This window comes from Streptomyces tremellae (assembly GCF_039540215.1).
Taxonomy (GTDB): domain Bacteria; phylum Actinomycetota; class Actinomycetes; order Streptomycetales; family Streptomycetaceae; genus Streptomyces; species Streptomyces tremellae.
Genome location: NZ_BAABEP010000013.1, coordinates 99,149 through 124,592, shown reverse-complemented (window position 1 = coordinate 124,592; position 25,444 = coordinate 99,149). Strand labels below are relative to the sequence as shown.

The 25,444-nt window shown below is 74.0% G+C and carries 23 protein-coding genes, 1 pseudogene and 1 riboswitch; of the genes and pseudogenes, 14 read left to right on the top strand and 10 right to left on the bottom strand.

Features of this window, described 5'->3' with window-relative positions; all coding sequences use genetic code 11:
* Positions 1–22 precede the first annotated feature (22 nt).
* The 3 genes from ABEA77_RS12670 (at position 23) to ABEA77_RS12660 (ending at position 2,776) form a co-directional block, all read left to right on the top strand.
* Positions 23–496: a bifunctional nuclease family protein gene (locus ABEA77_RS12670; protein WP_006123076.1), complete on the top strand. Its 474-nt coding sequence runs from the start codon at positions 23–25 to the stop codon at positions 494–496.
* Between the two features lie 242 nt (positions 497–738).
* Positions 739–1,305 (top strand): MerR family transcriptional regulator, encoded by a 567-nt coding sequence (locus ABEA77_RS12665; protein WP_425588267.1) that lies wholly within the window; start codon positions 739–741, stop codon positions 1,303–1,305.
* Positions 1,306–1,384: 79 nt separating this feature from the next.
* Entirely contained in the window at positions 1,385–2,776 is a 1,392-nt protein-coding gene (locus tag ABEA77_RS12660; RefSeq protein WP_345645515.1) for a DNA polymerase IV, read from the top strand.
* Between the two features lie 10 nt (positions 2,777–2,786).
* Here the strand turns inward: ABEA77_RS12660 and ABEA77_RS12655 are convergent, their stop codons facing one another.
* A complete protein-coding gene (locus tag ABEA77_RS12655) occupies positions 2,787–3,197 on the bottom strand; it encodes a PRC-barrel domain-containing protein (protein ID WP_345645511.1) in 411 nt (136 codons plus the stop codon).
* A gap of 131 nt (positions 3,198–3,328) precedes the next feature.
* A riboswitch (glycine riboswitch) is annotated at positions 3,329–3,426 on the top strand.
* A 187-nt stretch (positions 3,427–3,613) separates the two neighbouring features.
* Between ABEA77_RS12655 and gcvP the strand changes: the two genes are divergently transcribed.
* Positions 3,614–6,508, top strand: coding sequence for an aminomethyl-transferring glycine dehydrogenase (gcvP, locus tag ABEA77_RS12650; protein WP_345645508.1), 2,895 nt, complete (start codon positions 3,614–3,616; stop codon positions 6,506–6,508).
* A gap of 109 nt (positions 6,509–6,617) precedes the next feature.
* On the opposite strand, the gene ABEA77_RS12645 is transcribed toward gcvP, so the two are convergent.
* Both ABEA77_RS12645 and ABEA77_RS12640 read right to left on the bottom strand, forming a co-directional pair.
* Entirely contained in the window at positions 6,618–6,815 is a 198-nt protein-coding gene (locus ABEA77_RS12645) for a DUF5999 family protein (RefSeq protein ID WP_345645506.1), read from the bottom strand.
* Positions 6,816–7,171: 356 nt separating this feature from the next.
* Complete coding sequence (locus ABEA77_RS12640; RefSeq protein WP_345645503.1) at positions 7,172–7,786, bottom strand: hypothetical protein; 615 nt, start codon at positions 7,784–7,786, stop codon at positions 7,172–7,174.
* Positions 7,787–8,552: 766 nt separating this feature from the next.
* On the opposite strand from ABEA77_RS12640, the gene ABEA77_RS12635 reads away from it, so the two are divergent.
* Both ABEA77_RS12635 and ABEA77_RS12630 read left to right on the top strand, forming a co-directional pair.
* The gene (locus ABEA77_RS12635; protein ID WP_345645502.1) at positions 8,553–10,085 is read left to right on the top strand and encodes a glutamate-cysteine ligase family protein; all 1,533 of its coding nucleotides are present in this window, start codon (positions 8,553–8,555) and stop codon (positions 10,083–10,085) included.
* Positions 10,086–10,241: 156 nt separating this feature from the next.
* Positions 10,242–11,045 (top strand): CPBP family intramembrane glutamic endopeptidase, encoded by an 804-nt coding sequence (locus ABEA77_RS12630; RefSeq protein WP_345645499.1) that lies wholly within the window; start codon positions 10,242–10,244, stop codon positions 11,043–11,045.
* 4 nt (positions 11,046–11,049) lie between these two features.
* On the opposite strand, the gene ABEA77_RS12625 is transcribed toward ABEA77_RS12630, so the two are convergent.
* The 4 genes and pseudogenes from ABEA77_RS12625 to ABEA77_RS12610 form a co-directional block, all read right to left on the bottom strand.
* Positions 11,050–11,880, bottom strand: a complete 831-nt coding sequence (locus ABEA77_RS12625; protein ID WP_345645496.1) for a PhzF family phenazine biosynthesis protein — start codon at positions 11,878–11,880, stop codon at positions 11,050–11,052.
* 385 nt (positions 11,881–12,265) lie between these two features.
* A pseudogene (locus ABEA77_RS12620) lies at positions 12,266–12,788 on the bottom strand (excinuclease ABC subunit UvrA); the annotation flags it as partial.
* Positions 12,789–13,186: 398 nt separating this feature from the next.
* Complete coding sequence (locus ABEA77_RS12615) at positions 13,187–13,603, bottom strand: VOC family protein (RefSeq protein ID WP_345645493.1); 417 nt, start codon at positions 13,601–13,603, stop codon at positions 13,187–13,189.
* A gap of 10 nt (positions 13,604–13,613) precedes the next feature.
* On the bottom strand, positions 13,614–14,033 hold the full coding sequence (locus ABEA77_RS12610; protein WP_345645490.1) for a helix-turn-helix domain-containing protein: 420 nt from the start codon (positions 14,031–14,033) through the stop codon (positions 13,614–13,616).
* A 369-nt stretch (positions 14,034–14,402) separates the two neighbouring features.
* Here ABEA77_RS12610 and ABEA77_RS12605 point away from each other — a divergent pair, with 369 nt between their 5' ends.
* From ABEA77_RS12605 to ABEA77_RS12585, 5 genes are all read left to right on the top strand, one after another.
* Positions 14,403–15,047, top strand: coding sequence for a PadR family transcriptional regulator (locus ABEA77_RS12605; RefSeq protein ID WP_345645487.1), 645 nt, complete (start codon positions 14,403–14,405; stop codon positions 15,045–15,047).
* Positions 15,048–15,276: 229 nt separating this feature from the next.
* Positions 15,277–15,942: an O-methyltransferase gene (locus ABEA77_RS12600; protein WP_345645484.1), complete on the top strand. Its 666-nt coding sequence runs from the start codon at positions 15,277–15,279 to the stop codon at positions 15,940–15,942.
* A 208-nt stretch (positions 15,943–16,150) separates the two neighbouring features.
* Complete coding sequence (locus ABEA77_RS12595; RefSeq protein ID WP_345645481.1) at positions 16,151–16,669, top strand: Clp protease N-terminal domain-containing protein; 519 nt, start codon at positions 16,151–16,153, stop codon at positions 16,667–16,669.
* Positions 16,670–16,780: 111 nt separating this feature from the next.
* A complete protein-coding gene (locus tag ABEA77_RS12590; RefSeq protein ID WP_345645478.1) occupies positions 16,781–17,824 on the top strand; it encodes an EamA family transporter in 1,044 nt (347 codons plus the stop codon).
* Between the two features lie 307 nt (positions 17,825–18,131).
* A complete protein-coding gene (locus ABEA77_RS12585; RefSeq protein ID WP_345645545.1) occupies positions 18,132–19,127 on the top strand; it encodes a DMT family transporter in 996 nt (331 codons plus the stop codon).
* 45 nt (positions 19,128–19,172) lie between these two features.
* Here ABEA77_RS12585 and ABEA77_RS12580 read toward each other — a convergent pair whose 3' ends face one another.
* Together ABEA77_RS12580 and ABEA77_RS12575 are read right to left on the bottom strand one after the other, a co-directional pair.
* Entirely contained in the window at positions 19,173–19,817 is a 645-nt protein-coding gene (locus tag ABEA77_RS12580; RefSeq protein WP_345645475.1) for an FMN-binding negative transcriptional regulator, read from the bottom strand.
* Positions 19,817–20,524 (bottom strand): pyridoxamine 5'-phosphate oxidase family protein, encoded by a 708-nt coding sequence (locus ABEA77_RS12575; protein WP_345645473.1) that lies wholly within the window; start codon positions 20,522–20,524, stop codon positions 19,817–19,819. The genes ABEA77_RS12580 and ABEA77_RS12575 overlap by 1 nt, the downstream gene beginning before the upstream one ends.
* A 34-nt stretch (positions 20,525–20,558) precedes the next feature.
* On the opposite strand from ABEA77_RS12575, the gene ABEA77_RS12570 reads away from it, so the two are divergent.
* Complete coding sequence (locus ABEA77_RS12570) at positions 20,559–21,893, top strand: aminotransferase class I/II-fold pyridoxal phosphate-dependent enzyme (RefSeq protein WP_345645470.1); 1,335 nt, start codon at positions 20,559–20,561, stop codon at positions 21,891–21,893.
* Positions 21,894–21,973: 80 nt separating this feature from the next.
* Here the strand turns inward: ABEA77_RS12570 and ABEA77_RS12565 are convergent, their stop codons facing one another.
* Entirely contained in the window at positions 21,974–22,444 is a 471-nt protein-coding gene (locus ABEA77_RS12565; RefSeq protein WP_345645468.1) for a Rieske (2Fe-2S) protein, read from the bottom strand.
* 327 nt (positions 22,445–22,771) lie between these two features.
* Between ABEA77_RS12565 and ABEA77_RS12560 the strand changes: the two genes are divergently transcribed.
* Complete coding sequence (locus ABEA77_RS12560) at positions 22,772–24,247, top strand: nucleobase:cation symporter-2 family protein (RefSeq protein ID WP_425588266.1); 1,476 nt, start codon at positions 22,772–22,774, stop codon at positions 24,245–24,247.
* A gap of 262 nt (positions 24,248–24,509) precedes the next feature.
* Positions 24,510–25,394, top strand: a complete 885-nt coding sequence (locus tag ABEA77_RS12555) for a SigB/SigF/SigG family RNA polymerase sigma factor (RefSeq protein WP_345645463.1) — start codon at positions 24,510–24,512, stop codon at positions 25,392–25,394.
* Positions 25,395–25,444 lie beyond the last annotated feature (50 nt).

Sequence of the window (25,444 nt, the reverse complement as noted above, 5' to 3'; positions counted from 1 at the left end):
CGGCACGTCCTAGGGTTGCTGTGTGAACGAGCTCGACGTTGTGGGTGTCCGGGTGGAAATGCCCTCCAACCAGCCGATCGTGCTCCTGCGCGAAGTGGGAGGCGATCGGTACCTCCCCATCTGGATCGGACCTGGGGAGGCCACCGCCATCGCCTTCGCACAGCAGGGCATGGCACCGGCGAGACCGCTGACGCACGACCTTTTCAAGGATGTCCTCGAAGCGGTGGGCCAGGAGCTCACGGAAGTACGCATCACGGACCTCCGCGAAGGGGTCTTCTACGCGGAGCTGGTCTTCGCCAGCGGAGTCGAGGTGAGTGCGCGGCCGTCCGACGCCATAGCGCTCGCCCTGCGCACGGGAACGCCGATCTACGGCAGCGACGGTGTCCTGGACGACGCCGGGATCGCGATCCCCGACGAACAGGAGGACGAGGTGGAGAAGTTCCGCGAGTTCCTCGACCAGATCTCGCCGGAGGACTTCGGGACGAACAGCCAGTGAGGTGCCGGTCGGCGCATCGGCGGCCAACTCGGCCGCGCGGGGCGCCGATCCGGTGGCCGGAGGGCCGCCGGGAAGTGGCTATCATGCTCTGGCTCGGACAATTCGAGGAGCCATTCCCCGGAATGGGGCACGCTAAACCACCCTCAGGGTGATTATCACTCGGCGTGGCGAGTGCGGCGATCGTTGACGCACCCCGAGTGACTGCCTACCGTCGTGAAGGCAGGTCAAGGACGGAGGTCGGCGTGAGAAGCAGCGGCGACGGTACGACGGCGAGCGCGTACCGGCTTCACGGCAGTTCGGTCGACCCCACGCACGAGAGTGTCGGGTACCGCGGGCCCACGGCCTGCGCGGCGGCCGGTATCACGTACCGCCAGTTGGACTACTGGGCGCGCACCGGCCTCGTCGAGCCCAGCGTGCGGCCCGCCTACGGCTCGGGCACGCAGCGCCTCTACGGTTTCCGCGACGTCGTCGTCCTGAAGATCGTCAAGCGTTTCCTCGACACGGGTGTGGCCCTCCAGAACATCCGGGCGGCCGTCCAGCACCTGCGGGACCGGGGCTTCAAGGACCTGGACCGGATGACGCTCATGTGCGACGGCGCGACCGTCCACGAGTGCACGTCGCCCGACGAGGTCGTCTCGCTGCTCCAGTGCGGGCAGGGCGTCTTCGGAATCGCCGTGGGCGTGGTGTGGCGCGACGTGGAGGCGGCGCTCTCTCAGCTGCACGGCGAGCGCGTCGACACCGGGGAGACCCTCGTCGGCAACAACCCGGGGGACGAGCTGGCGCGCAGGCGCCGCGACCGGGCGGTCTGACCCGGGCGGGCGCCCCGCCACGGCGGCCGCGCGTGTCCGCAGGGCGCCGTTGTCGGACCCGTGCGGCAGCATCGGGGGTATGAGACGCGCGCCGACCATCCTCCACCTGGACATGGACGCGTTCTATGCCTCGGTGGAGCAGGCGTCCAAGCCGAGCCTGCGGGGCAAGGCCGTGGTGGTCGGCGGGATCGGGCCGCGTGGGGTGGTGGCGACGGCCTCGTACGAGGCGCGGCGGTTCGGCGTCCACTCGGCGATGCCGACGGCGCAGGCCAGGCGGCTCGCGCCGCACGCCGCGTACCTGGTGCCGCGCTTCTCCCTCTACCGCGCGATCAGCGGTCAGGTGATGGAGCTGCTGGGGCGGCTCTCGCCGCTCGTGGAGCCGCTCAGCCTCGATGAGGCTTTCGTGGACCTGGAGGCCGGCGGCACGGCCTGGGACAGCGCCTCGGCGCGGGCCAGGGGGGAGCGGCTGCGGGCGGACATCAGGGCCGTGACAGGGCTGAGCGGGTCGGTGGGGCTCGCCGGCTCCAAGATGCTCGCGAAGATCGGCTCGGAGGAGGCCAAGCCGGACGGCCTCGTGGTCATCGAGCCGGGCACCGAGCGGGAGCTGCTCGGGCCGATGCCGGTGCGCACGCTGCCCGGCGTGGGGCCCGCGACGGGCGACCATCTGCGGCGCGCCGGCATGACGACGGTGGCGCACCTCGCGGAGGCCGGCGAGGACGAGCTGGTACGGCTGGTGGGCAGGGCGCACGGACTGTCGCTCTACCGGATGGCGCTCGGGCTCGACGAGCGGCCCGTCGTCTCCGACCGGGACGCGAAGTCGGTCTCCGTGGAGGACACCTTCGACGTCGACCTGCACGACCGGGTGCGGGTGCGCGCCGAGGTGGACCGGCTCGCGGAGCGCTGCGTGCAGCGGCTGCGGGCCGCGGGCAGATCCGGCAGGACGGTGGTGCTGAAGGTCCGCAGGTACGACTTCTCGACGCTGACGCGCTCCGAGACGCTGCGCGGGCCCACGGACGACGTCTCGGTGGTGCGGGAGGCCGCGGGGCGGCTGCTCGACGCCGTGGACACCACGGGCGGCGTGCGGCTGCTGGGGGTGGGCGTCACGGGGCTCGCGGACTTCACCCAGGAGGACCTGTTCGCGCAGGCCGGCCCGGGGGCCGGGGTGGACGCGCCGGTCGCCCTGCCCGACGAGCCCGCGGCGGCTGCGGAGCCGGCGCCGCCGCAGGCCCCGCCCGACTCCGCCGCGACGGCCCGGAAAGAGCGGCGGTACCAGGCGGGCCACGACGTGCGCCATGCCGCGTACGGGCCCGGCTGGGTGCAGGGGAGCGGGGCGCGCCGGGTCACGGTGCGTTTCGAGGAGCCCGGCTCGCCGGTGGGCCGGGTGCGGACGTTCTGGCTGGACGACCCGGACCTGGAGCCTTCGGATCCGCTGCCGCTGGTGCCCGGGGGCCGCCGGGAGGCGAGCAGCTAGCGGCGGGCGGTCAGTCGTCCTGGCCTGCGACGTGGCCGAAGTCGCGTTCCGCGTCCCGGTCGGAGAGGGCGGCCGGGTGCTCGGGCGGGGCCGCGGGCGGCAGTTCGAGGCCGTAGTGGTGGTAGAGCTGGAGCTCCTGCTCGGGGGAGAGGTGGCGGCCCACGCCGAAGTCGGGGGCGTCCTTGATGAGGGAGCGCTCGAAGGGGACCCGCAGGGTGTTGTCGACGAGGGCGCTGGGTTCGAGGGGGACGAACGCGTCCCTGCTGAACAGACCCGTGCGGACGGCGGCCCACTCGGGGACCCCGGTGGCGTCGTCCAGGTAGACCTCGTCCACCGTGCCGATCTTGTGCCCCGCGCTGTCGAACGCCTTGCGGCCGATCAGACTGCGCGGATCGATGTCGGTCTCCACGGTGCCTCCCATAGGTCGCATCTGAGGCAAATACTACAAAAAGGTGCTTCTGGTGGCGCGCCCGGTGGGAGCCGCGAGAGGGCGGGCGTGAGGCAGCGCACCAGGGCCGGTGGCGACTCCGCTGGTAGGCTGGCAGAGGCCACTGACCCCGCGCGGGAGAGTCCTCCGGCAGCCCGCCGGGGGCGCCGAAGGAGCAAATCCTCCCCGGAATCTCTCAGGCACCCCGTACCGCGCGGACGAGGTCACTCTGAAAAGCAGGACGGGCGCCCACGGCCTCCGCCCTCACCGACGGTGAAAACCGTCCCGCGGCGCGCCGCGCGGGGCAGGTGAAGCTCTCAGGTCCATGACAGAGGGGGAGGCCGTCCGGGCACCGCTCGCCGCCGAGCGGAGTCCCACGCAGGTCGCGCCGACCAGGAGGCCCTCCGCACATGACCGCCCACCGCAAGACGCTCGCACAGCTGGAGCGCGGCATCCCCTTCGAAGACCGCCACATCGGGCCCGACGCGGCGGCCCAGGCCAAGATGCTCGCCCAGATCGGCTACGGATCGCTGGACGAGCTGACCTCCGCGGCGGTCCCCGACGTGATCAGGAGCGCCGAGGCGCTGAACCTGCCGGGGGCCCGCACCGAGGCCGAGGTGCTCGCCGAACTGCGCTCGCTCGCCGACCGCAACCAGGTGCTCGCGCCGATGATCGGGCTCGGCTACTACGGCACGTACACGCCGCCGGTGATCCTGCGCAACGTGCTGGAGAACCCCGCCTGGTACACCGCCTACACCCCGTACCAGCCGGAGATCTCGCAGGGGCGTCTTGAGGCCCTGCTGAACTTCCAGACGATGGTCGCCGACCTGACGGGGCTGCCCACCTCGGGCGCCTCGCTGCTCGACGAGGGCACCGCAGCGGCTGAGGCGATGGCCCTCGCGCGCCGCGTCGGCAAGGTCAAGGAGGGTGTCTTCCTGGTCGACTCCGACGCCCTGCCGCAGACCGTCGCCGTGATCCGCACCCGCGCGGAACCCACCGGAGTCGAGGTCGTCGTGGCGGACCTGAGCGACGGCATCCCCGCCGAGGTGGCCGGGCGCGGCGTCTTCGGCGTCCTGCTCCAGTACCCGGGCGCCTCAGGTGCCGTGCGCGACCCGCGGCACGTGATCGAGCAGGCCCACGAGCTCGGCGCGATCGTCACCGTCTCCGCCGACCTGCTCGCCCTCACGCTGCTCACCCCGCCCGGCGAACTGGGCGCGGACATCGCGGTCGGCACCACCCAGCGCTTCGGCGTCCCCATGGGCTTCGGCGGCCCGCACGCCGGCTACCTGGCCGTTCGCGAGAAGTTCGCCCGCAGCCTGCCGGGACGCCTCGTCGGCGTCTCCGTGGACGCCGACGGCGACAGGGCGTACCGGCTCGCCCTCCAGACCCGCGAGCAGCACATCCGCCGCGAGAAGGCCACAAGCAACATCTGCACCGCGCAGGTGCTGCTCGCCGTCATGGCCGGCATGTACGCCGTCTACCACGGTCCCGAAGGGCTGCGCGACATCGCGCGCCGCACCCACAGGTACGCCACGGTCCTCGCCGCGGGCCTGCGGGCCTGCGGTGTCGAGGTCACCGAGGACGCCTACTTCGACACGCTCACCCTGCGCGTGCCCGGCCGGGCCGCCGAGGTCGTCGCCGCGGCCCGCGAGGGCGGCGTCAACCTGCGGCTCGTCGACGCCGACCACGTCTCCGCGGCCTGCGACGAGACCACCGGCCGCGCCCAGCTGGTCGCCGTGTGGACCGCATTCGGTGTGCCGGGCGGCGCCGAGCAGATCGAGGCGCTGGACGCCGAGGCGGCCGACGCGCTGCCCGAGGCCCTGCTGCGCACCGGCGAGTACCTCACCCACCCGGTCTTCCACAACCACCGCTCCGAGACGTCCATGCTGCGCTACCTGCGCCGCCTCTCGGACCGGGACTACGCGCTCGACCGCGGCATGATCCCGCTCGGCTCCTGCACCATGAAGCTCAACGGCACCACCGAGATGGAGCCCGTCACCTGGCCCGAGTTCGGCGCCCTGCACCCCTTCGCGCCCATCGAGCAGGCGCAGGGCTACCTCACCCTCGTCCGGGAGCTGGAGGAGCGCCTCGCCGAGGTCACCGGGTACGACGCGGTGTCGCTCCAGCCCAACGCCGGCTCCCAGGGCGAACTCGCGGGCCTGCTCGCGGTGCGCGCGTACCACCGTGCCAACGGGGACACGCACCGCACCGTCTGCCTGATCCCGTCCTCCGCGCACGGCACCAACGCGGCGAGCGCGGTCATGGCGGGCATGAAGGTCGTCGTCGTGAAGACCAGCGAGTCCGGCGACGTCGACGTCGAGGACCTGCGCGCCAAGATCGAGCAGCACGGCGACGAGCTGGCCGTCCTCATGGTCACCTACCCGTCCACGCACGGCGTGTTCGAGGAGCAGATCGGCGACGTCTGCGCCGCCGTGCACGACGCGGGCGGCCAGGTCTACGTGGACGGCGCCAACCTCAACGCGCTGGTGGGCCTGGCCAAGCCGGGCCGCTTCGGCTCGGACGTCTCCCACCTCAACCTGCACAAGACGTTCTGCATCCCGCACGGCGGCGGCGGTCCCGGCGTCGGCCCGATCGGCGTGCGCGCGCACCTCGCGCCGTACCTGCCCAACCACCCGCTCCAGAGCGCCGCGGGCCCCGAGACCGGCGTCGGCCCCGTCTCGGCCGCGCCGTGGGGCTCCGCGGGCATCCTGCCGATCTCCTGGGCGTACGTCCGGCTCATGGGCGGCGAGGGCCTGGCCCGCGCCACCCAGGTCGCGGTGCTCGCGGCGAACTACGTCGCCAAGCGCCTCGAACCCCACTACCCGGTGCTCTACACCGGCCCCGGCGGGCTCGTCGCCCACGAGTGCATCATCGACCTGCGCCCGCTGACCAAGGCGACCGGCGTCAGCGTCGACGACATCGCCAAGCGTCTGATCGACTACGGGTTCCACGCGCCGACCATGTCGTTCCCGGTCGCGGGGACGCTGATGATCGAGCCGACCGAGAGCGAGGACCTCGCGGAGCTCGACCGGTTCTGCGCGGCGATGATCGCGATCCGCGCGGAGATCGAGAAGGTCGCGACGGGCGAGTGGGGCACGGACGACAACCCGCTGCGCAACGCGCCGCACACGGCGGCCGTGCTCGGCGGCGACTGGCCGCACCCCTACAGCAGGGAGACCGCGGTCTTCCCGCCCGGCGTCTCGGCGGCGGACAAGTACTGGCCCCCGGTGCGGCGCATCGACGGCGCGTTCGGCGACCGCAACCTGGTCTGCTCGTGCCCGCCGCTCGACGCCTACGAGCACTGAGCGCGCCGGGCGCGCGGCCGTGATCCGCGCGCCCCTGGCACACCACAGGGCCCGGCCCGAGCGTCCGCTCGGCGCCGGGCCCTGTGCCGTATGTGCCGCCGCGCGCGGCTCAGGCGGCCGTGGCGGCCCTGGGCGTACGGTGCGGCGCGACCACCCGCCCGTCCGGCAGCAGTTCGCCGGTGTCCTCGAACAGGACGACTCCGTTGCACAGCAGGCTCCACCCCTGCTCGGGGCGGCTCACCAGGGGGCGGGCCGCCTCGCGGTCGGCCGAGCGGGCGCTGGGACAGGCTGGTTGGTGGCGGCACATGGGCGGGTTCCCTCGCGTGGTGGGTGCTGTGGCGCTCCGGGACTCGGGGTCCCGTCCGCGGGCGGCCGGTGAGGTGGCGCCCCCTGGTGGGGCGGCGCCGGGTTTCGAGCGCGGTGCGCGTTGCATGAACTGCCCCCGTCTCTCTCGTCAGGACCCCGCCAGTCTGGTCCCGCGAGGGGCGCGGCGCGGGGATTTCCCCGCAGCACGCCGCACCGGCACCCGGGCCGTCACCCGGTCGGCCGCTCGGCCCAACTCGGCCGTGGTGGATGCCCGTTGGTCCTGCCGTGCCACGCATTCACGCGCGACGCCCCGCGGCCGGTCCGGCCGCGGGGCGTCAGAAGCCGCTGCGTCGCAGGTCAGGCGGGGGTACCCAGCAGGGGCGCGGGAGCGAGCCGCAGCCGGATCACCGGAAGGAGCTCGGCCGCCCGGTGCGGCCGGTGTGCCGCGAAGCCGGGAGGCGCGGGCGCCAGCGGCACCAGCAGGTCCGCCGGGTCCACCGCGCCGGCGGCGGGGTCCGCCTCCGTGTCCCCGTGCAGCCACAGCGTCAGCATGTAGAGCCCCGGCACGGACAGCAGCCGCGGCTGGTACCCGGCCGTCAGCCCCTCGGCCTGCCGCAGGGCCCGCTCGGTCGCCGTGACGTAGGGGCCCTCGAAGAAGCGGGAGAAGGCCCAGCCGTCGGCGGTGAGCATCGTGTCGGCGGCGGCGACCAGCCGGTCCCCCGCGCGGATGGCGAAGCGCCATCCCGTCAGGCGGGTGTGCGGGGCGGGCTCCGAGCCGTCGAGCGGGTCGGGCGCGGTGAGGACCGCGGGCGCGTCCAGTACGTGGAGCGGAAGCGGGAGTTCGGGGCTCAGCGCGCCGCCCGCGGACCGCAGGGCCGGGGTCGGGGCCTCCCGTACGGCGGCGGGGGAGCCGAGGGCGGCGAGAACGCTGCGCAGGGCGGGTGCGGGTACCGGGGGGACATGCAGCGGCATGGTGGGTTGCCTCTCGCTCAGGAGACAGGGTGCAGCGCGGGTGCGGAAGGAGGTGCGGACGGCTCTGTCGGCGTGCGGACTCGGAAGCGTGATCCGGGGGCCTGGGCCTTGCGCCCGCTTTCCACCTCGTCCGCAAAGTTTATACGACGCGTGTTCACGCGATGTTTCTTCTAGCTGTCGTGACTATTGCGGGCAAGTCACTATCCGGCCCCACTCGTGAGCCTCTTTGCTAGAAGAATTTCGTGCACGCCCCTCCCCGCCTGCGAGGATGTGCCTGAGCCGGACGGCCGAAAGGAGTCCAGCATTTTTGCGTCACATTGTGTACCGTGCGGCGGTCCATGCCGTCTGTCGTATGTCGAGGGCACATGCTCCGCGCGTGCGGCCGCCACCGTGCCCGACGCCTTGCCCGTTCCCTGCCCGCGACCGCGCTCGCGACCCTGTGCCGCCGAGTCCAACCGTATGCCGGAAAGGCGCGTCGCAGGGCTGGAACGCGGAAGCGGGGCGGCGCCGCGGCAGCGGGCGTGGGCCCGCCGCCCCGGAATGCGGCGGGCATTCCGGGGCGGCGCGGAACGCGCGCACGAACCTCCGGCACAGTCGTCCTGTATGTGCCGCGTCGCCCTTCCCGCTATTCACCGCCGGTGCCCCGGGGTGTCCTGGGGACGCTCCCCGCGGTGTGCGCGGGACGTTAGGGATCACCTCGCGGGGGCATCATCGAGCGAGGCGCGCGCACCGGCCGCGGGCCGTCCACGCCGAGGAGGACACGTCGATGGGTGAGAAGGTCGAAGCGGCGAGCTTTGATCTGGCCGGCCGCGAGCAGTACCGCAAGAGGCTCAGGCAGTGCCTCTCGGTGTTCGGGAGGCTGCTCGCCGAGAAACGGTTCGACAAGCCCAGGAATCTGATGGGGCTGGAGATCGAGCTGAATCTCGCGGGCTCTGACGGCCTGCCCCGGATGATGAACCACGAGGTCCTCAGCCGTATCGCGAGCCGCGATTTCCAGACCGAACTCGGGATGTTCAACCTGGAAGTTAATATCGCGCCGCACCGTCTGAACGGACGGGTTCTCGACCAGCTCGCGGAGGAACTCCGCGCGGGGCTCGGATACGCCCACCGCAAAGCCGAGGAGGTGGACGCGGGCATCGTGATGATCGGAATCCTGCCGACCCTCGGCCACCACGACGTCGGCTCGGGAAGCCTGTCGGCTGTCGACCGCTACACCCTGCTCAACGACCAGATGCGGGCCGCGCGCGGCGAGGACTTCCGCCTCGACATCGAGGGCGTGGAGCGGCTGGTCGCCACCTCGCCCTCGATCGCCCCTGAGGCCGCGTGCACCTCCGTGCAGCTCCACCTCCAGGTCACCCAGGAGCGGTTCGCCGACGTGTGGAACGCGGCGCAGGCCGTCGCCGCCGTGCAGATCGCCCTGGGAGCCAACGCGCCGTTCCTGTTCGGCAAGGAGCTCTGGCACGAGTCGCGGCCGCCGCTGTTCCAGCAGGCGACCGATGTGCGGCCGCCCGAGCTCCGGGTCCAGGGCGTCCGGCCGAGGACCTGGTTCGGGGAGCGCTGGATCGACTCGCCGTACGACCTCTTCGCGGAGAACCTGCGCTACTTCCTGCCGCTGCTGCCGATCATGTCCGACGAGGACCCGCAGAAGGTCCTCGACGACGGGGGAGTGCCCGCCCTCCAGGAACTGGCGCTGCACAACGGCACCATCTACCGCTGGAACCGCCCGGTGTACGAGGTCGCCGACGGTGTGCCGCACCTGCGGGTGGAGAACCGGGTGCTGCCCGCGGGGCCCACCGTCACCGACGTCATCGCCAACGCCGCCTTCTACTACGGGCTGGTGCGCGCGCTCGCCGACGACTCCCGGCCGGTGTGGAAGCGGATGCCGTTCTCCGCCGCAACGGAGAACTTCGACACCGCCTGCCGCCACGGCATCGAGGCCGAGCTGCGCTGGCCGCGGCACGGCAGGTCGTCGGGGCTCGTCACCAGGCCCGCCGTCGACCTCGTACGGGAGGAGCTGCTCCCGCTCGCGGCCGCCGGGCTCGACGCGTGGCAGATCGAGCCCGCCGACCGCGACCTGTACCTGGGGGTCATCGAGGAGCGCTGCAAGCGGCGGATCAACGGGGCGTCGTGGCAGGTCGGAACGTTCCACCGGGCGCTGGACGCGGGGCTCGAACGAGACGCGGCGTTCGCCGCCACCACCCGGCGGTACTGCGAGCTGATGCACCACGGCAGTCCAGTGCACACCTGGCCCGTCGGCTTCCCCGGCCCCGACGAGTCGGGGCGCCTGCCGTCGCACTGAGCGCGCCCGGCGACACGCGCGGGCGGCGGCGTCCGGGCGGGTGCGCCGCCGCGCTGCCGCCCCGGCCGGGTCGCGGGGCGTTCGCACAGACACCCGGCGTAACTTGTGCACGTCGGCCCCGCGCGCCGACCCAGACGCGTACCCGTGGAGGCCGGTGTGCAGGTGGAGGCAGGGGCCGTGACCGAACCCCGTCCCGGAGACACGACCCTCACCCGCAGAGCCCTGCGGACCGAGACCCTGATCGTGCTGGCGCTCTCCCTCGGAGCGAGCGGCGTGTCCGCGCTCATCAGCTTCATCGGCTCGGTCACCAAGGGCGGTTCGCTCAAGAACCAGGCCGCCAACCTCAACGCCTCGGCGGCCCCGGGCCGCCCGTGGCTCGACCTCACCTGGCAGCTGTTCGACATCGCGACCGCCCTGGTGCCCGTCGTCCTCGTCGCGTACCTGCTGTTCCGCGAGGGCAGCAGCCTGCGCGCGATCGGATTCGACCGGCGCAGGCCCGGCTTCGACCTCGGCTGGGGCGCCGCGATCGCCGCCTGTGTGGGTGGCGTCGGCATCGTCTTCTACCTGTTCGCGCAGGGCTCGGGCGCCAACCTGACGGTGGTGCCCGAGTCGCTGCCCGACGTGTGGTGGAAGTACCCCGTGCTGGTGGTCTCCGCCGTGCAGAACGCCGTGCTCGAAGAGGTCGTCGTGGTGGGCTACCTGCTGCGGCGGCTCGACCGGCTCGGCTGGACACCGGTGGCGGCGCTCGCCGGGAGCGCCGTCCTGCGCGGCTCGTACCACCTGTACCAGGGGCTCGGCGGCTTCGCGGGCAACCTGGCGATGGGCGTGGTCTTCGTCCTGCTCTACCGCAGGTGGGGCCGGGTGGGACCGCTGGTCGTCGCCCACTCCCTGATGGACATCGGCGCCTTCGTCGGCTACGCGCTGCTCGCCGGGCACGTCAGCTGGCTGCCGACGCTCTGAACGCTCACCCGTCGGCCGGTCCCGCCCGCAGCTCGCCGTCGACCACGGTGACCGCCGTACCCGTCAGGAGCGTACGGTCCCCGCGCAGCGACGTCACCACGCGCCCGCCACGGGCCGACGCCTGGAACCCCGTCAGCGTCTCCCGGCCGAGCCGGGCCGACCAGAACGGCGCGAGGGCCGTGTGCGCGCTGCCCGTGACCGGGTCCTCGGAGAGACCGATGCCGGGGTAGAAGGCGCGCGAGACATAGGCGTACTCCTCCTCCGGACGCGCGGCGGCCGCCGTGGCCACCACGCCGCGGCCCGGGAGGTGCCTGAGCGCGTCGACATCGGGTGCGAGTTCCCGTACGGTCCGCTCGTCGGCCAGCTCGACCAGCAGGTCGCCGAGCCGCTCCGACGTGGCGTGCACCGAGACGGGCGTGGCGCCGAGCGCCTTCTCCACGCCGTCCGGGACCGGGACCCGCGTCAGCGTCGACGTGGGGAAGTCCAGTGTGATGCGGCCGTCCGCGTGCGCGTCGGCCGTCAGCACGCCCGAGAGCGTGCGCAAGCGCACGGGCCCCGCGGCCAGTCCTGCGGAGCGCAGCACGTGCGCGGTGGCGAGGGTGGCGTGGCCGCACAGGGCGACCTCGGCCTCAGGGGTGAACCAGCGCAGCGCCCAGTCGGCGCCGCCGTCCGGCGGCAGCGGGTGCGCGAAGGCGGTCTCGGAGAGATTCACCTCGGCCGCCACCTGCCGCAGCCAGGAGTCGGAGGGGAAGCCGGCGGTGTCGAGCAGCAGCACCCCGGCCGGGTTGCCCTCGAAGGGGCGCTCGGCGAAAGCGTCGACGATTCGGATACGCATGGCGCAGACCGTAGGCCGCGGGGACGCGCCCCGGCCAACGCCAATCCGCGCCGGGTGGCCCCCGCGCCGGGGCGTGAGCCCGTGCCGGTGGCCGCCGGACGGGCACACCGCCCGCTGGCAGTCCACCGGCCCGGCCGGGGCCCGTCGGCTGGTGGGGGCGGCGGCCGGGCGGGGGACTCGCCGTGCGGGCGGCCCACCAGGCGTGCGGCGCCGGGTGGGCCGGGACGGCCGGACCGCAGGCAGGCGGGGCCGGCCGGCGGGGGCCGGGTATCGGGCGGGCCATGAGCCCGACCGTCCGGTGTGCGACGTCGTGTCGGGTGGACGCCCCGGGGCCCGCGGCACAGCGGCGCACGCCGGCTCCGCGGCCGGGATCCGGCGCGGTGCGTCAGGTGCCGACGTAGGCGGCGAGGTGTGCGGCTGTGCGGGTGGTGCGGGCGGGTGGTGCGGGCGGCGACCAGGCCGGCGGGTGTGCCCCCGAACACGACCCGGCCGCGGTCGTGGCCCGCGCCGGGACCCAGATCGATGATCCAGTCGGCGTGGGCCATCACCGCCTGGTGGTGCTCCACGACGGCCACCGACGTGCCGGAGCCGACCAGGCGGTCCAGCGTCGCCAGCAACTGCTCGACGTCCGCCAGGTGGAGGCCCGCCGTCGGCTCGTCCAGCACGTACACGCCGTCGCCGCCCTCCGCGGGCTTGTGCGCCGCCAGCTTGAGCCGCTGCCGCTCCCCGCCCGAGAGCGTGGTCAGCAGCTGCCCGAGCTTGAGATTGCCGAGTCCCACGTCCGCCAGCCTGCGCAGCACGGCGTGGGCCGCGGGGGTGCGCGCCTCGCCCGCGCAGAAGAACTCCTCGGCCTCGGCCACCGACATCGCGAGCACTTCGCTGATGTCGCGCCCGCCGAGGCGGTGTTCCGCGTAAGGCCGGGCGTTCCAGCCGCCGCCGGTGGAGCCGGGGACGGTGAGGGCGCCCTCGGCCAGCGATTTCGAGGCGTCGTAGAGCCGGGCGGGGGCGATGTCGGAGACGGAGCCGCGGCCCTCGCAGCGCGGGCACATTCCGCCGGTGCGCCGGAAGGTCGCCTTCACCGCCTTGCGGTCGCCCCGCTCCACGGTGATCGCGCCGCTGGCGCTGACCGAGGGGACGTTGAAGGCGTACGCGTGGGGCGCCGGGCGGGGCGTGGGGGGGCGGGTGTGCGGATGGTGCGCCGGGCGGGCGCGGGCTGTGCGCCGGGCGGGCTCGGACCGGTGGGCTTGCCGACTGTACGGTCCCCGGCCGCGCGCCGGCAGGGCCCGTGCCGGGCGGCGCCGTGCCGTCAGCCCCTACGTGGCTGGTTGAAGCGCAGCATGTTGCCCGCCGGGTCGCGGAAGGCGCAGTCGCGGACGCCGTAGGGCTGGTCGACCGGCTCCTGGAGGACCTCGCCGCCCGCGGCGCGGATGTGTTCGAAGGTGGCGTCGCAGTCGTCGGTGCTGAAGATGACGCCGCGCAGCAGGCCCTTGGCCAGCAGCTCGGCCATGGCCCGGCGGTCGGCCTCAGAGGCGTTCGGATGGGCGAGCGGGGGTTCGAGGACGATGGCCACGTCGGGCTGCGACGGCGAGCCCACCGTCACCCATCGCATCCCCTCGAATCCGACGTCGTCGCGCACCTGGAGGCCCAGGACGCCCCGGTAGAAGGCGAGCGCCTTGTCGTGGTCGTCGACGGCGATGAAGCACTGGGAGAGTGTGATGTCCATGCGACTCAAGCTACGGGCGGGATGTCGCCTCTGCTTCTCCGTTCCTGACCGGTCGTGTGTGGAGCCTCGCGACGCAGGCCGGGATGGCGGCGCCCTCGTCGTGGCGGCGGGCCCGGTAGGTGCTCGGGCTCTCGCCGACGAGTGCGGTGAAGCGTGAGCTGAAGGACCCGAGCGACGTACAGCCGACCGCCCAGCAGACCTCGGTCACCGACAGGTCCCCGCGGCGCAGCAGCGCCTTCGCCCGCTCGATCCTGCGCGTCATGAGATAGCTGTACGGCGTCTCGCCGAAGGCGGCGCGGAAACTGCGGGAGAAGTGGCCGGCCGACATGAGCGCGCCGCGCGCGAGCGCGGGCACGTCGAGCGGCTCCGCGTACTCGCGGTCCATCCGGTCACGCGCCCGGCGCAGTCGGACGAGGCTCTCCAAGTCCATGCCCCCACCTTCGCACGGGCCTCGGACAGCGGTGGCCGGCATCCGCCCCGGCCCGGTGCCCTGACGTGTCGCCGCCCGCGCGGCCCGCTCCAGCCGCTCGCGGTAGGCCGACCGCCACGCGGCGTCGCCCGCGGGCACGTCGCTGCTGCCCTCACGCGTCCCCACGGAGGGCGCGCGGGGTCTCCCGGTGTCGGCGACCGCCCTTCAGCCGCCCTTGACCGGTGGCCACTGGTGCGCGCCAGGACAGTCCTTGCAGGTCGGGTGGGGGGTTGTCGTTGAGCTGTTTCCGATATATCGTTGAGGCATCGCGATCGGTCTTCGATCGAACGCGGAAAGGTGTACGACATCGAGGGGAGAAGGAGTACCGACATGCAGGGAGCACACGGATACGAGCACGAACACGGGCATGAGCGCGGGCCGGGGTTCGGGGGGCCCTGGGGGCGCGGGGGGTTCGAGGGGCGGCGTGCCGCCTTCGGGCCGTTCGGGCCGGGGTTCGGCGGGCCCGGCGGGCCGTTCGGCGGTGGCCGCGGACGCGGCGGCGGCCGGGGGCGTGCCCGCAAGGGCGACGTCCGCGCCTCGATCATCGCGCTGCTCAAGGAGCGGCCGATGCACGGCTACGAGATGATCCAGGAGATCGGCGAGCGCAGCGGCGGGGCCTGGCGGCCCAGCCCCGGTTCGGTCTACCCGACCCTCCAGCTGCTGGAGGACGAGGGGCTGATCGCGAGCCGCAGCGAGGGCGGCAAGAACCTCTTCACGCTGACCGACGCCGGTCGCGCGGAGGCCGACTCGGTCCCCGACGCGCCCTGGGAGGACGCGGGCAGGGGGATCGACTGGGAGACCATGAACGAGATCCGCCAGGCCGGGTTCGGCCTGATGGAGGCGTTCGGGCAGGTCTGGAAGACCGGCAGCGCCGACCAGCGCAAGAAGGCGCTCGGGGTCATCAACGAGAGCCGCAAGAAGCTGTACCTGATCCTCGCCGACGACGACGAGGGCGCCGCGGGCGACGAGGACTGACCCTCCTCGACGGCCCGTGGGGCGGTCTGCCGACGACGCCGGGGGGAGACGAGCGGGAGAACGGGGAAAGGGGGGGCGGCGGGGCTCCGTGGCCGGGTGCCGCGGGGCCACGCCGGTCTCCGGGAGGGGGCGCTTAGGGGGCGCTTACGGTGCGGACGGCGGGGCAGGCGCACCGCCCGTGCGGGAACCGCGCCGCAAGGGGCGTGGGAGACAACAGTTGGGGAGTCGTATGACCGAGACATGGACCGCGGTGGACGCGTACCTGGGAGACTGCCTGGTGCCGCACGACGAGGCGCTCGACGCCGCGCTGCGCGCCGGCGAGGCTGCGGGGCTGCCGCCCATCAGCGTCACGCCCCACCAGGGGAAGCTGCTGCACCTCATCGCGCAGATCCAGGGTGCGCGCCGGATCCTGGAGATCGGCACACTCGGCGGCTACAGCGCCATCTGGCTCGGACGCGCGCTGCCCGACGACGGCCACCTCGTGACCCTGGAGGCCGATCCTGTCCACGCCGACGTGGCGCGCAGGAACCTCGCCCACGCGGGGCTCGCCGACCGGACCGAGGTACGGCTCGGGCCCGCGCTCGACACCCTCGCCGCGCTCGTCGAGGAGGCCGTGGACCCCTTCGACCTGGTCTTCATCGACGCGGACAAGCCCAACAACCCGCGCTATCTGGAGTGGGCGCTCAAGCTGACCCGGCGTGGCAGCGTGATCGTCGGCGACAACGTCGTACGGGGCGGCGCCGTGGCCGACGCGGGAGCGGCCGACCCGGGTGTGCGGGGCATCAGGGAGTTCCTCGAACTGACCGGCCGCAACCCGCGCCTGTCCGCCACCGCGGTGCAGACCGTCGGCGCGAAGGGGTACGACGGGTTCTCGCTGGCGCGCGTCATCGCCTGAGCCGCGCCGCGCCGCGCGCGGGGCCGCGAGAGGCACGGCGGCCCCGCGCGCAAGGCGGCGCGAGCACTTCCGCCGGTGCCGGGCGTCCGTACTCCGCGATCTCATCCGCAAGGATGACGAGCCGTGCGGCCCGGCCCAACCAGTGACGGACGGGCGGATGCTTCCCGCCGGGGATGCCCTGGTGGGATGAGACTGATGTGGTGGAAGTGTGCAACGCCCCATCCCGCGGGGGAGTGGAACCCCCGCCGCCGTCCCCGTCGACCTCGACGCCCGGATCACCGTGGAACTCTCCTCGGTGGTCTCGGGCGCCCGCAGGCGCGCCCACCGGGACGGCGACGGGCAGCTCGACACCGCCCATCTGCTGCACTCGCTGCTGGAGTCCGACCCCGAGGTGCGCGCCGTGGTCGGCGACGGCGGTCAGGCGGCCCGGGTGCTCGGCTATCTGGTCCAGCGCAGCATCGGCTACGGCCTGCGCTGGCACGGCACCGTCGAGGACTCGGGCGCGGTGCCGCGTGTGACGCAGGCGGGACGCGGGGGCTGGTCGCCCGCCGCGGCCGCCGCGCTGGAGTACGCCCTCACCCGCGCGGCAGGGGACGGCGCCCGCCGGGCCCGCGGCGTCGACCTGCTGGCGGGACTCGCGGCCGACCAGGAGTGCCGGGCCGTCGAGGTCCTGGCCCGCGCGGGCGTCGACGCGGACGAGCTGGCCGGCCGGCTCGCCGAGGCGTGAAGGGCCCCGGCGGCCCGAGCAGGACCGTCGTAACCCAGGCTGCCGTACACCGGACCGCCGTACAGGGGTCACGGTGGTTACGCTCCTGACGCGGACTGTCATGATGGCGCCATGCGTCTCACTCAGGGCGGTCCCCCCGGCGGTCGGGGGAGCAGTCTCGGTCTCGCACTGGCCTCAGCCGTTGCCTTCGGCGGTTCCGGTGTCGCCGCCAAACCGCTGATCGAGGCGGGCCTCGACCCGCTGCACGTCGTCTGGCTCCGGGTGACCGGCGCCGCCCTGCTGATGCTGCCGGTGGCCGTCCGCCACCGGGCGCTGCTGACGCGCAGGCCCGCACTGCTCGCCGGGTTCGGACTGTTCGCGGTGGCGGGCGTCCAGGCGTGCTACTTCGCCGCGATCTCCCGCATCCCCGTGGGCGTCGCGCTGCTCATCGAGTACCTGGCGCCCGCCCTCGTCCTGCTCTGGGTGCGCTTCGTCCAGCGCAGGCCGGTGTCCCGGTCGGCCGCGGTGGGCGTCGTGCTCGCGGTGGCGGGGCTCGCGTGCGTGGTCGAGGTGTGGTCGGGACTGAGCGTGGACGCGCTCGGGCTGCTGCTCGCGCTGGCCGCCGCGTGCTGCCAGGTCGCGTACTTCGTCCTCTCGGACCACGGCAGCGGCGGCGCCGGCGGCGCCGACCCGCTGGGGGTCATCGCGTACGGGCTGCTGTTCGGCGCGGTCGTCCTGACGGCGGTGGCCCGACCCTGGCAGATGGAGTGGGGCGTGCTGGACGGCAGCGTGCGGATGGACGGCACCCCGGTCGCCGCCGCCCTGCTGCTGTGCTGGATCGTGCTGATCGCCACTGTCGTCGCCTACATGGCCGGTGTGGTCTCGGTGCGCCGCCTGTCGCCGCAGGTCGCGGGCGTGGTCGCGTGCCTTGAGGCGGTGGTGGCGACGGTGCTCGCCTGGGTGCTGCTCGGCGAACACCTGTCGGGTCCGCAGCTCGCGGGCGGCGTCGTGGTGCTCGTCGGCGCGTTCGTCGCGCAGCGCGGCGCGCCGGGCAAGCCCGTGGAGAGCGTCGTGGCGGCGGGCGGTGTGCCGTCGCGGACGGGGCCCGAGCCGGATGGCGCGGGGGAACCCACCGCGGTGGACGAGCGGTTGTCCGGCGGCGGCCACGGCACGTAGGCTGCGGATCATGCATTCGACCGTGCTGCCGCCGCCCGCCGCCTGACGCGGGCGGACACCACCGACGACGCGAGGCCCCGGGCAGTCCCCGGGCCGGCTCGTCGCTGCCCGCGTACCCGGGAGCAAGCGACCAGTCCGCGCGTTTCGTCCACGGAGCACTCACGTGTCGAGTTCGTCCCGTCCTTCGGAGTCTTCTTCCACGGCCTCCTCCTCCCTCCCGGCCTACCCGGCCGCCGCTTCCTCCGCACCGGCCGCTTCCGCCGCGGCCGTACCCCTGTCGCCCCTCGTCGCCCCGGCCGCCGCGCCCCTGCCGCCACGGAGCGGGGGCGCGCTCTCCGTCGGGCGCGGACTGCTGTTCCTGACCGTCGCCGGGCTCGCCTGGGGGACGGCGGGGGCCGCGGGCACGCTCGTGTACCGCGTCAGCGACCTGAGCCCGTTCGCCCTCTCGTTCTGGCGCTGCGCGGGCGGCCTCGTCCTGCTGCTCGGGGCGCTCGCGCTGCGCGGGCGCCGACGCGGGACCCCGGGCGCCGCGCCGTCCGGCGCGGCCGTGCCGGCCCGCCGCCGGGTGCTGCGGATCGCCGGGTCGGGAATCGCGTTCACCGTCTTCCAGACCGCCTACTTCGCCTCCGTCCACTCCACGGGGCTCGCCGTGGGCACCGTCGTCACGCTGGGCGCGGGTCCCGTCTTCATCGCGCTGGGCGCGCGGGTGCTGATGGGCGAGCGGCTCGGCGCGGGCGGCCTCCTCGCCGTCGCGGGGGCGCTCGCCGGACTCGGCGTGCTGACCCTGGGCGGGGACGGCACCGGCTCCGCCGCCGTACGGCCCGCGGGGGTGGGGCTCGCGGTCCTGTCCGCCGCCGGGTACGCCGCGATGACCCTGCTCACCCGGTGGCTCGGCCGCGAAGGATCGCGGTCGGACGCCACCGCCACCACGGCCTGGGCCTGCGCGATCGGGGTGGTGGCACTGCTGCCGTTCGCGCTGGTCTCCGGCGAGGGCGCGCTGCCGCACACCGCGCGGCCGTCCGAGGTGGTGTGGCTGCTGGTGTACGTGGCGGCCGTGCCGACCGCGCTCGCCTACGTGCTCTACTTCGCGGGCGCCGCCGTGGTGCGGGCCGCGACCGTCTCGGTGGTCATGCTGCTCGAACCGGTGAGCGCCGCGGTCATCGCCGTCGCGCTGCTGGGCGAGCGGCTCACCGCGGCCACGGTCGCGGGCACGCTCCTGCTGCTCACGGCGGTGGTCTGCCTGACCGCTGCCGAGGCGCGCGCGGCGCGCCGCCGCAGGCGCGCCCCGGTCGCCGCGGGGTGACGTGGGCGGCCCCGCGCCCGGACTCCGGTCGCGGGGCGCGGCCCGTCAGTCCCCCGAGCGGGCCCGGGTGTGGTGGGCGAGCGCCGCCGCGTCCCGCGGCGCGCCCCGGGAGCGCAGGCCCTCGGCCGTGCGGTCCTTCGCGTCCTCCGGCTTGTGCGCGCCGTACTTGAACTTGGCCCGTACGCCGGTCACTTCGAGGCGCAGGGCCCTGATGCCCGGCAGCATCCGGCCGAACGGCGGCTCACCCGGCGCGACCTGAGCCGTGACGCCCTCCTCCTGGAAGTGCCCGACCTGCCGGTTCAGCAGGGCGGCCTTCTCGGCGGGATCGTCCACCACATGGGCGTGGCAGGCCAGTTGGACCGCGGCGTAGAAGCTCGTCGGCGTCCCGTGCTCGGGCGGGGCGCCGCCCGTCGCCTGCCACGGACCCGGTATGTACGCGTAGTCGTCGACCACGCTCAGCAGTACGTGCGGCGACGCGCGGAGCGCGGCCCACAGCGGGTTGGGCCGCGCGAGGTGGGTGACGGCCTCGCCCAGCTCCCCGGCGGCCGGGTCGTACGCGAAGTGCAGCGGCTGGACGAACGGCGGGTCGCCCGGCAGGCCGCCCACCGCGAGCTGTCCGAAGTCGTGCTCCGCGAGCCAGGCGCGCCAGCTCCGCTCGTCGCGCGGCGCGTCCCAGGGGTGGACGAGCATCAGGACACCGCCCCCGCCAGATAGCCGGGCAACCCGATCCCCGGGGCGAGGCCGTCGGCGGGGACCGGTGTCCCGTGCGTCAGCGCGACCGGGACCACGCCGCTCCAGTACGGCAGGGCGAGGTCCTCGGGATCGTCGTCCGGGCCGCCCGTGCGGACCTTGGCCGAGACCTCGTCCAGGTCGAGCCGTACGACCGCGGTGGCCGCGAGTTCCCTGGCGTTGGCCCTGCGGGAGTCCTCGGCGCGGCCCGGCACGATGTGGTCGACGATGGCGTCGAGCGCGGTGCGCCGCTCTGCCTCGTCGGTGACCTGGCGGGCCACCCCGTGCACCACCACCGAGTGGTAGTTGAGGGAGTGGTGGAACGCGGAGCGCGCCAGCACCAGGCCGTCGACCTGGGTGACCGTCAGGCACACCGGCAGTCCCCGGCCCGCGCCGTCCCGGGGCCCGCCCGCCGCGCGCAGCGGGCGCGAGCCGGTGGAGCCGTGCACGTACAGCCGCTCGCCGATCCTGCCGTACAGCGTGGGGAGCACCACCGGCGCGCCGTCCCGTACGAACCCCAGGTGGCAGAGGTACGACGTGTCGAGCACCCGGTGCACCAGCTCCCTGTCGTACCGCGCGCGCTCCCTGGCGCGGGTGGGCACGGTACGGCCGCTCGCGCGGTACGCGCCGGCTTCGGGGGAGGGCGCCCCGGTGTCCGCTTCCGACATGAGGACTCCATTGCACTAGTGCATACTGTTCTTTGTGCTAGAAGAATATCGAATCGAGGGCCGCCGCGCAGCCGAGATCGCCGCGAGCGTGGAGCGCGGGGTCGCGTCCGGCGATCTCGCACCGGGTGAACTACTTCCACCTATGCGGGAGTTGGCGGGCCATCTGGGGGTCAATCCGAACACCGTCGCGGCCGCCTACCGCACTCTGCGGGAGCGGGGCGTGATCGAGACGGCGGGCCGCAGGGGCAGCCGTGTACGGCACCGGCCCGCCAGCACCCCCCGCGGGTCGCTCGGCGTGGAGGTCGCCCCCGGCGTGCGGGACCTCTCGGACGGCAACCCCGACACCGCCCTGCTGCCCGCGCTGGACGGCGCGTTGGCCGCCGCGGCCCGGCACAGCGCGGAACACCCCACCCTCTACGGGCACAGGACGGCCGTCGACCCCGACCTCGACCGCCTGGCCCGTGCGGGCTTCGACGCCGACGGCGTCCCCCCGGGGCCCACCGGGGTCGCGTCCGGCTCGCTCGACGTCGTCGAGCGGGTGCTCGCCGCCCACCTCAAGCCCGGCGACGCCGTGGCCGTCGAGGACCCGGGCTGGGGCAGCCTCCTCGACCTGGTGCCCGCACTCGGCCTGCGGCCCGTACCGGTCGGCGTGGACGACGAGGGTCCCCTCCCCGGCGACCTGGCGCGCGCCCTGGAGTCGGGCGTCCGCGCCGTCGTCGTCACCGACCGGGCGCAGAACCCCACGGGCGCCGCGATCGGCGCGGCGCGCGCCGTCGAACTGCGCGCCCTGCTCGCCGCCCGCCGCGAGGTGCTCCTCGTCGAAGACGACCACGGGCACGCGATCGTGGACGTACCGCTGCACCCGCTCGCCGGCACGACGGACCACTGGGCCCTCGTCCGCTCGGTCGCCAAGGCGTACGGCCCCGACCTGCGGCTCGCGGTCTTCACCGGGGACGCGGTGACCGTGGACCGGGTGATGGGGCGCCAGCGGCTCGGGCCCGGCTGGATCAGCACCCTGCTCCAGCGCGCCGTCGTCGCGCTGTGGGATGCGGGGGCGGTGGACGTGCCCGCGGTGGCCGCCGCGTACGGGGCGCGCCGCGACGCCCTCGTGCGGTCGCTCGCGGAGCACGGCGTCACGGCGTACGGGCGCAGCGGGATGAACGTATGGGTGCCCGTGCCGGACGAGACGGGCGCGGTGGCGCGGCTGCTGCGCGCCGGGTACGCGGTGGCGCCCGGCGCGCGGTTCCGTACCGCCTCGGCGCAGGGGCTGCGGATCACCGTCTCGCCGCTCGCGGCCCGCGACGTCGCGCCGCTCGCCGAGGCGGTGGCCGCCGCGGCGGCCCCGGTGCCCGCGCGCAGCTACGGGTGACGCGCGACGGAGACGCGGCCGGCCCCGTCCTCTCCCCGAGAAAGGACGGGGCCGGGGCTCTGCCTGGCGGGCGTACGGCGTCAGGCCAGCGAGATGGAGCCGCCCGCGACCTTGATCTGCTGCGCGGGCAGCGGCTTCGGCGCCGGCCCGCCCTTCACGCTGCCGTCCTCGATGCTGAACTCGCTGCCGTGGCACGGGCAGTGGATGATGCCGTCGCTGATCGACGCCACCGTGCAGCCCTGGTGGGTGCAGACGGCGGAGAACGCCTTGAACTCGTTCGCCTTCGGCTGGGTCACCACGACCTTCTGGTCGCTGAAGATCTTGCCACCGCCCTCCGGGATGTCGGTCGTCTTGGCGAGGGCGTCACCGCCGGCGGACCCGGAGCCCGCGCTCTTGCCGGCGTCGGCGGGGGCGGACGAGGTGTCGGAGCCCGACGCGCTGTCCGAGCCGCCGCCGCAGGCGACGAGGGCGGCCCCCAGGCCGGCAGCTCCGGCGGCGGCGACCACGGTCCTGCGCGTCACGATGCGCGCGGCTCCCTGCGTACCCGTCATGGCTTGCTCCCCTTGCGTTCTCGGTGATCCGGTCGTTCCGCTCGCGGCCGGCTGCCGCGCGAGCAGGTCACCCGGGGGTACGGGCGGTGCGCCTGGTGCGTTCAGCGGTACCGGGATTTTCCCCGCGCCGCGCCGGGAACTCCTCGCGGCCCGCGGTGGCGGAGCCTGTGTGATCTCTTGACGGCCCGGAGAATGGACCATACATTCATTCCGCATTTCAGAACCATTATTCCATAATGTGGAAATTGGAGAGCCCGTTCTCGTACCACGTTCCAGAGTGCAGGCGCGCGGCCCGTGCCGCCGCCGGCGAAGGACTAAGGAGCCGCAGTGGCGATGAAGCCCAGGTTCACCAGGCAGGGCAGGACAGCCGGCACCGCGACAGGGGGCCGCGCGGCCCCCGCCCCCCACCCTGTCGACGAGAGACTGCCGCCGCTGCGGATGGCGATGACCGGCCTCCAGCACGTCGCCGCGATGTACGCCGGGGTCGTGGCGCCGCCCCTGATCGTCGGCGCAGCCGCCGGACTCTCGCCCGCCGACCTCACGTTCCTCACCGGCGCCTGCCTGTTCACCGCGGGCCTCGCCACCTTCCTCCAGACGCTCGGCATCGGCCCGGTCGGCTCGCGCCTGCCGTTCGTCAACGGCGTCACCTTCGCCGGCGTGGCCCCCATGCTCGCGGTCGCCCACTCCGTGCAGGACGGACGGGACGCGCTCCCGCTGATCTTCGGCGCGGTGATCGTCGCGGGGCTCCTCGGGTTCCTCGCCGCCCCGTTCTTCTCCCGCATGGTCCGCTTCTTCCCGCCGGTCGTCACCGGCACGGTGATCACCCTCATCGGCGTCTCCCTGATGCCCGTCGCCTTCGACTGGATGCAGGGGCCCGACGCGGCCGCTCCCGACTACGGCTCACTGGCGAACCTGGGCCTCGCGGCCGCGACCCTCGTCATCGTGCTGCTGCTGCGCCGCTTCACCAAGGGGTTCGTCAAACAGATCGCCGTACTCCTCGGCATGGTGGCGGGCACGCTCGTCGCCGTCCCCTTCGGCAAGGCCGACCTCGGTCCCGTCCGCCACGCGGACGTGCTCGGCTTCCCCGCGCCGTTCCACTTCGGCGCCCCCCAGTTCGGCGGCGCGGCGATCGTGTCGATGTGCGTGGTCATGGTCGTCTCCATGACGGAGTCGACCGCCGACATGCTCGCCCTCGGCGAGATCGTCGGCCGGCCCGCGGACGAGCGCACCATCGCGGCGGGACTGCGCGCCGACACCCTCGGATCGGCGCTGAGCCCCGTGTTCAACGGCTTCATGTGCAGCGCGTTCGCGCAGAACATCGGCCTGGTCGCGATGACCCGGATCCGCAGCAGGTTCGTCGTCGCGGTGGGCGGCGGCTTCCTGGTGCTGCTCGGACTGTGTCCGGCCGCCGCCTCGCTGATCGCCGTCGTGCCGCGGCCGGTACTCGGCGGGGCCGGCGTCGTGCTGTTCGGCTCGGTGGCCGCGAGCGGCGTACAGACGCTCGTCCGCGCGGGGCTCGACAGGGACAACAACGTCCTCATCGTCGCCGTCTCGCTGGCCGTGGGCCTGATCCCCATCGCCGCGCCGGACTTCTACCACGCCTTCCCCGCGCAGGTGAAGATCGTCCTGGACTCGGGCATCTCGACGGGCTGCGTCGCGGCCACCGCGCTCAACCTCCTCTTCCACCACACGGGACGCGGACGCGCGGCCTGGGAGGAGACGGCGGAGCCGATGGAGCCCGCGGTGCGCATCGCCGCCTCCGCGGGGCCCGACGTCGGGGCGCCGGGGGCGCGCGCCTCGTGACGTGACGCCGTGGACCGGCGGACCCGGGACCCGGCCGGTGTCGTAGGGCTGCGCGTCGGGGTGGGCCCGCCGGTGCGGAGCCAGGGCCTCTCCCCGCGCCCGCGCGGACGGGACGTCACGCGCGAGCCCTTACGGGCCGGTTCGTGGCGATGTGCCGGACGGGCCGGCCCGCGCCGTCGCGATCGGTCCGCCCTGCGGAGGTTGGGCGTCCCCTCCAGGGGAACCCGGGTGTGGCCGAACCCGGCTCTCGGAGGTATGCCGTATGACGTCTGGCCCCGCCCCTTTCCTCGTCGATCCCGCCGTCCCCGCCACGCCCGACCGCGCTGTCCGGCAAGCGGGTGAACTGCCGTGGATCGAGGACCCGCAGGCGGTGGCCCCCTCCGACGCGCGAGCCCTGTCCAAGGTGTTCTTCGACCGGCTCCAGACCCTGGAGGAGGGCACGGCCGCGCACGCCTACGCGCGCAACACGCTCATCGAGATGAACATGTCCCTGGTCCACTTCGCGGCCCGCCGGTTCAACCGCAGGGACCAGATGGAGGACGTGGTCCAGGTCGGGATGATCGGGCTGATCAAGGCCATCGACCGGTTCGACCTGTCCCGCGAGAACGAGTTCGCCACCTTCGCCATCCCCTACATCGTCGGCGAGATCAAGCGGTTCTTCCGCGACACCAGCTGGGACGTCCACGTACCGCGCCGCCTCCAGGAACTGCGTACCGAACTGGCCAGGGCCAGGGACGTCCTGTACGCGCGGCTCGACCGCGACCCGACCGTCGCGGAACTCGCGGCGCACCTGCACCGGCCGCCGGAGGAGATCCGCGACGGTGTGGCAGCCGCCAACGGGTACAACAGCGCCTCCCTCGACATGCCCTACGACAACGGGACGGGAGGCGGCTCGCGGCAGACCAGCCTCGCCGACTTCACCGGCGCGGCAGACCCCGGAATGGCCCTCGTGGAGGACCTCGCCTCCCTGGCACCCCTCCTCGCCGCGCTGGGCGAGCGCGACCGGCGGATCATCCAGATGCGCTTCGGCCGGGAGATGACCCAGTCCCAGATCGGGGAGGCCCTCGGCTGCTCGCAGATGCACGTCTCCCGGCTCCTCGCCCGCGCCCTCGGCAGCCTGCGCACCGGCCTGCTCGCCGACGACTGAAGGACCGGAGCACGAGACGGGTCCGGCGCCCGGAACAAGCGCTGGCGTAT

Bases quoted from the DNA above. Each gene is read 5' to 3' on its own strand.
- ABEA77_RS12660 (WP_345645515.1), top strand. From the start codon at position 1,385: ATGAGACGCGCGCCGACCATCCTCCACCTGGACATGGACGCGTTCTAT.
- ABEA77_RS12655 (WP_345645511.1), bottom strand. From the start codon at position 3,197: ATGGGAGGCACCGTGGAGACCGACATCGATCCGCGCAGTCTGATCGGC.
- gcvP (WP_345645508.1), top strand. From the start codon at position 3,614: ATGACCGCCCACCGCAAGACGCTCGCACAGCTGGAGCGCGGCATCCCC.
- ABEA77_RS12645 (WP_345645506.1), bottom strand. From the start codon at position 6,815: ATGTGCCGCCACCAACCAGCCTGTCCCAGCGCCCGCTCGGCCGACCGC.
- ABEA77_RS12640 (WP_345645503.1), bottom strand. From the start codon at position 7,786: ATGCCGCTGCATGTCCCCCCGGTACCCGCACCCGCCCTGCGCAGCGTT.
- ABEA77_RS12635 (WP_345645502.1), top strand. From the start codon at position 8,553: ATGGGTGAGAAGGTCGAAGCGGCGAGCTTTGATCTGGCCGGCCGCGAG.
- ABEA77_RS12625 (WP_345645496.1), bottom strand. From the start codon at position 11,880: ATGCGTATCCGAATCGTCGACGCTTTCGCCGAGCGCCCCTTCGAGGGC.
- ABEA77_RS12615 (WP_345645493.1), bottom strand. From the start codon at position 13,603: ATGGACATCACACTCTCCCAGTGCTTCATCGCCGTCGACGACCACGAC.
- ABEA77_RS12610 (WP_345645490.1), bottom strand. From the start codon at position 14,033: ATGGACTTGGAGAGCCTCGTCCGACTGCGCCGGGCGCGTGACCGGATG.
- ABEA77_RS12605 (WP_345645487.1), top strand. From the start codon at position 14,403: ATGCAGGGAGCACACGGATACGAGCACGAACACGGGCATGAGCGCGGG.
- ABEA77_RS12600 (WP_345645484.1), top strand. From the start codon at position 15,277: ATGACCGAGACATGGACCGCGGTGGACGCGTACCTGGGAGACTGCCTG.
- ABEA77_RS12590 (WP_345645478.1), top strand. From the start codon at position 16,781: ATGCGTCTCACTCAGGGCGGTCCCCCCGGCGGTCGGGGGAGCAGTCTC.
- ABEA77_RS12580 (WP_345645475.1), bottom strand. From the start codon at position 19,817: ATGCTCGTCCACCCCTGGGACGCGCCGCGCGACGAGCGGAGCTGGCGC.
- ABEA77_RS12575 (WP_345645473.1), bottom strand. From the start codon at position 20,524: ATGTCGGAAGCGGACACCGGGGCGCCCTCCCCCGAAGCCGGCGCGTAC.
- ABEA77_RS12565 (WP_345645468.1), bottom strand. From the start codon at position 22,444: ATGACGGGTACGCAGGGAGCCGCGCGCATCGTGACGCGCAGGACCGTG.
- ABEA77_RS12555 (WP_345645463.1), top strand. From the start codon at position 24,510: ATGACGTCTGGCCCCGCCCCTTTCCTCGTCGATCCCGCCGTCCCCGCC.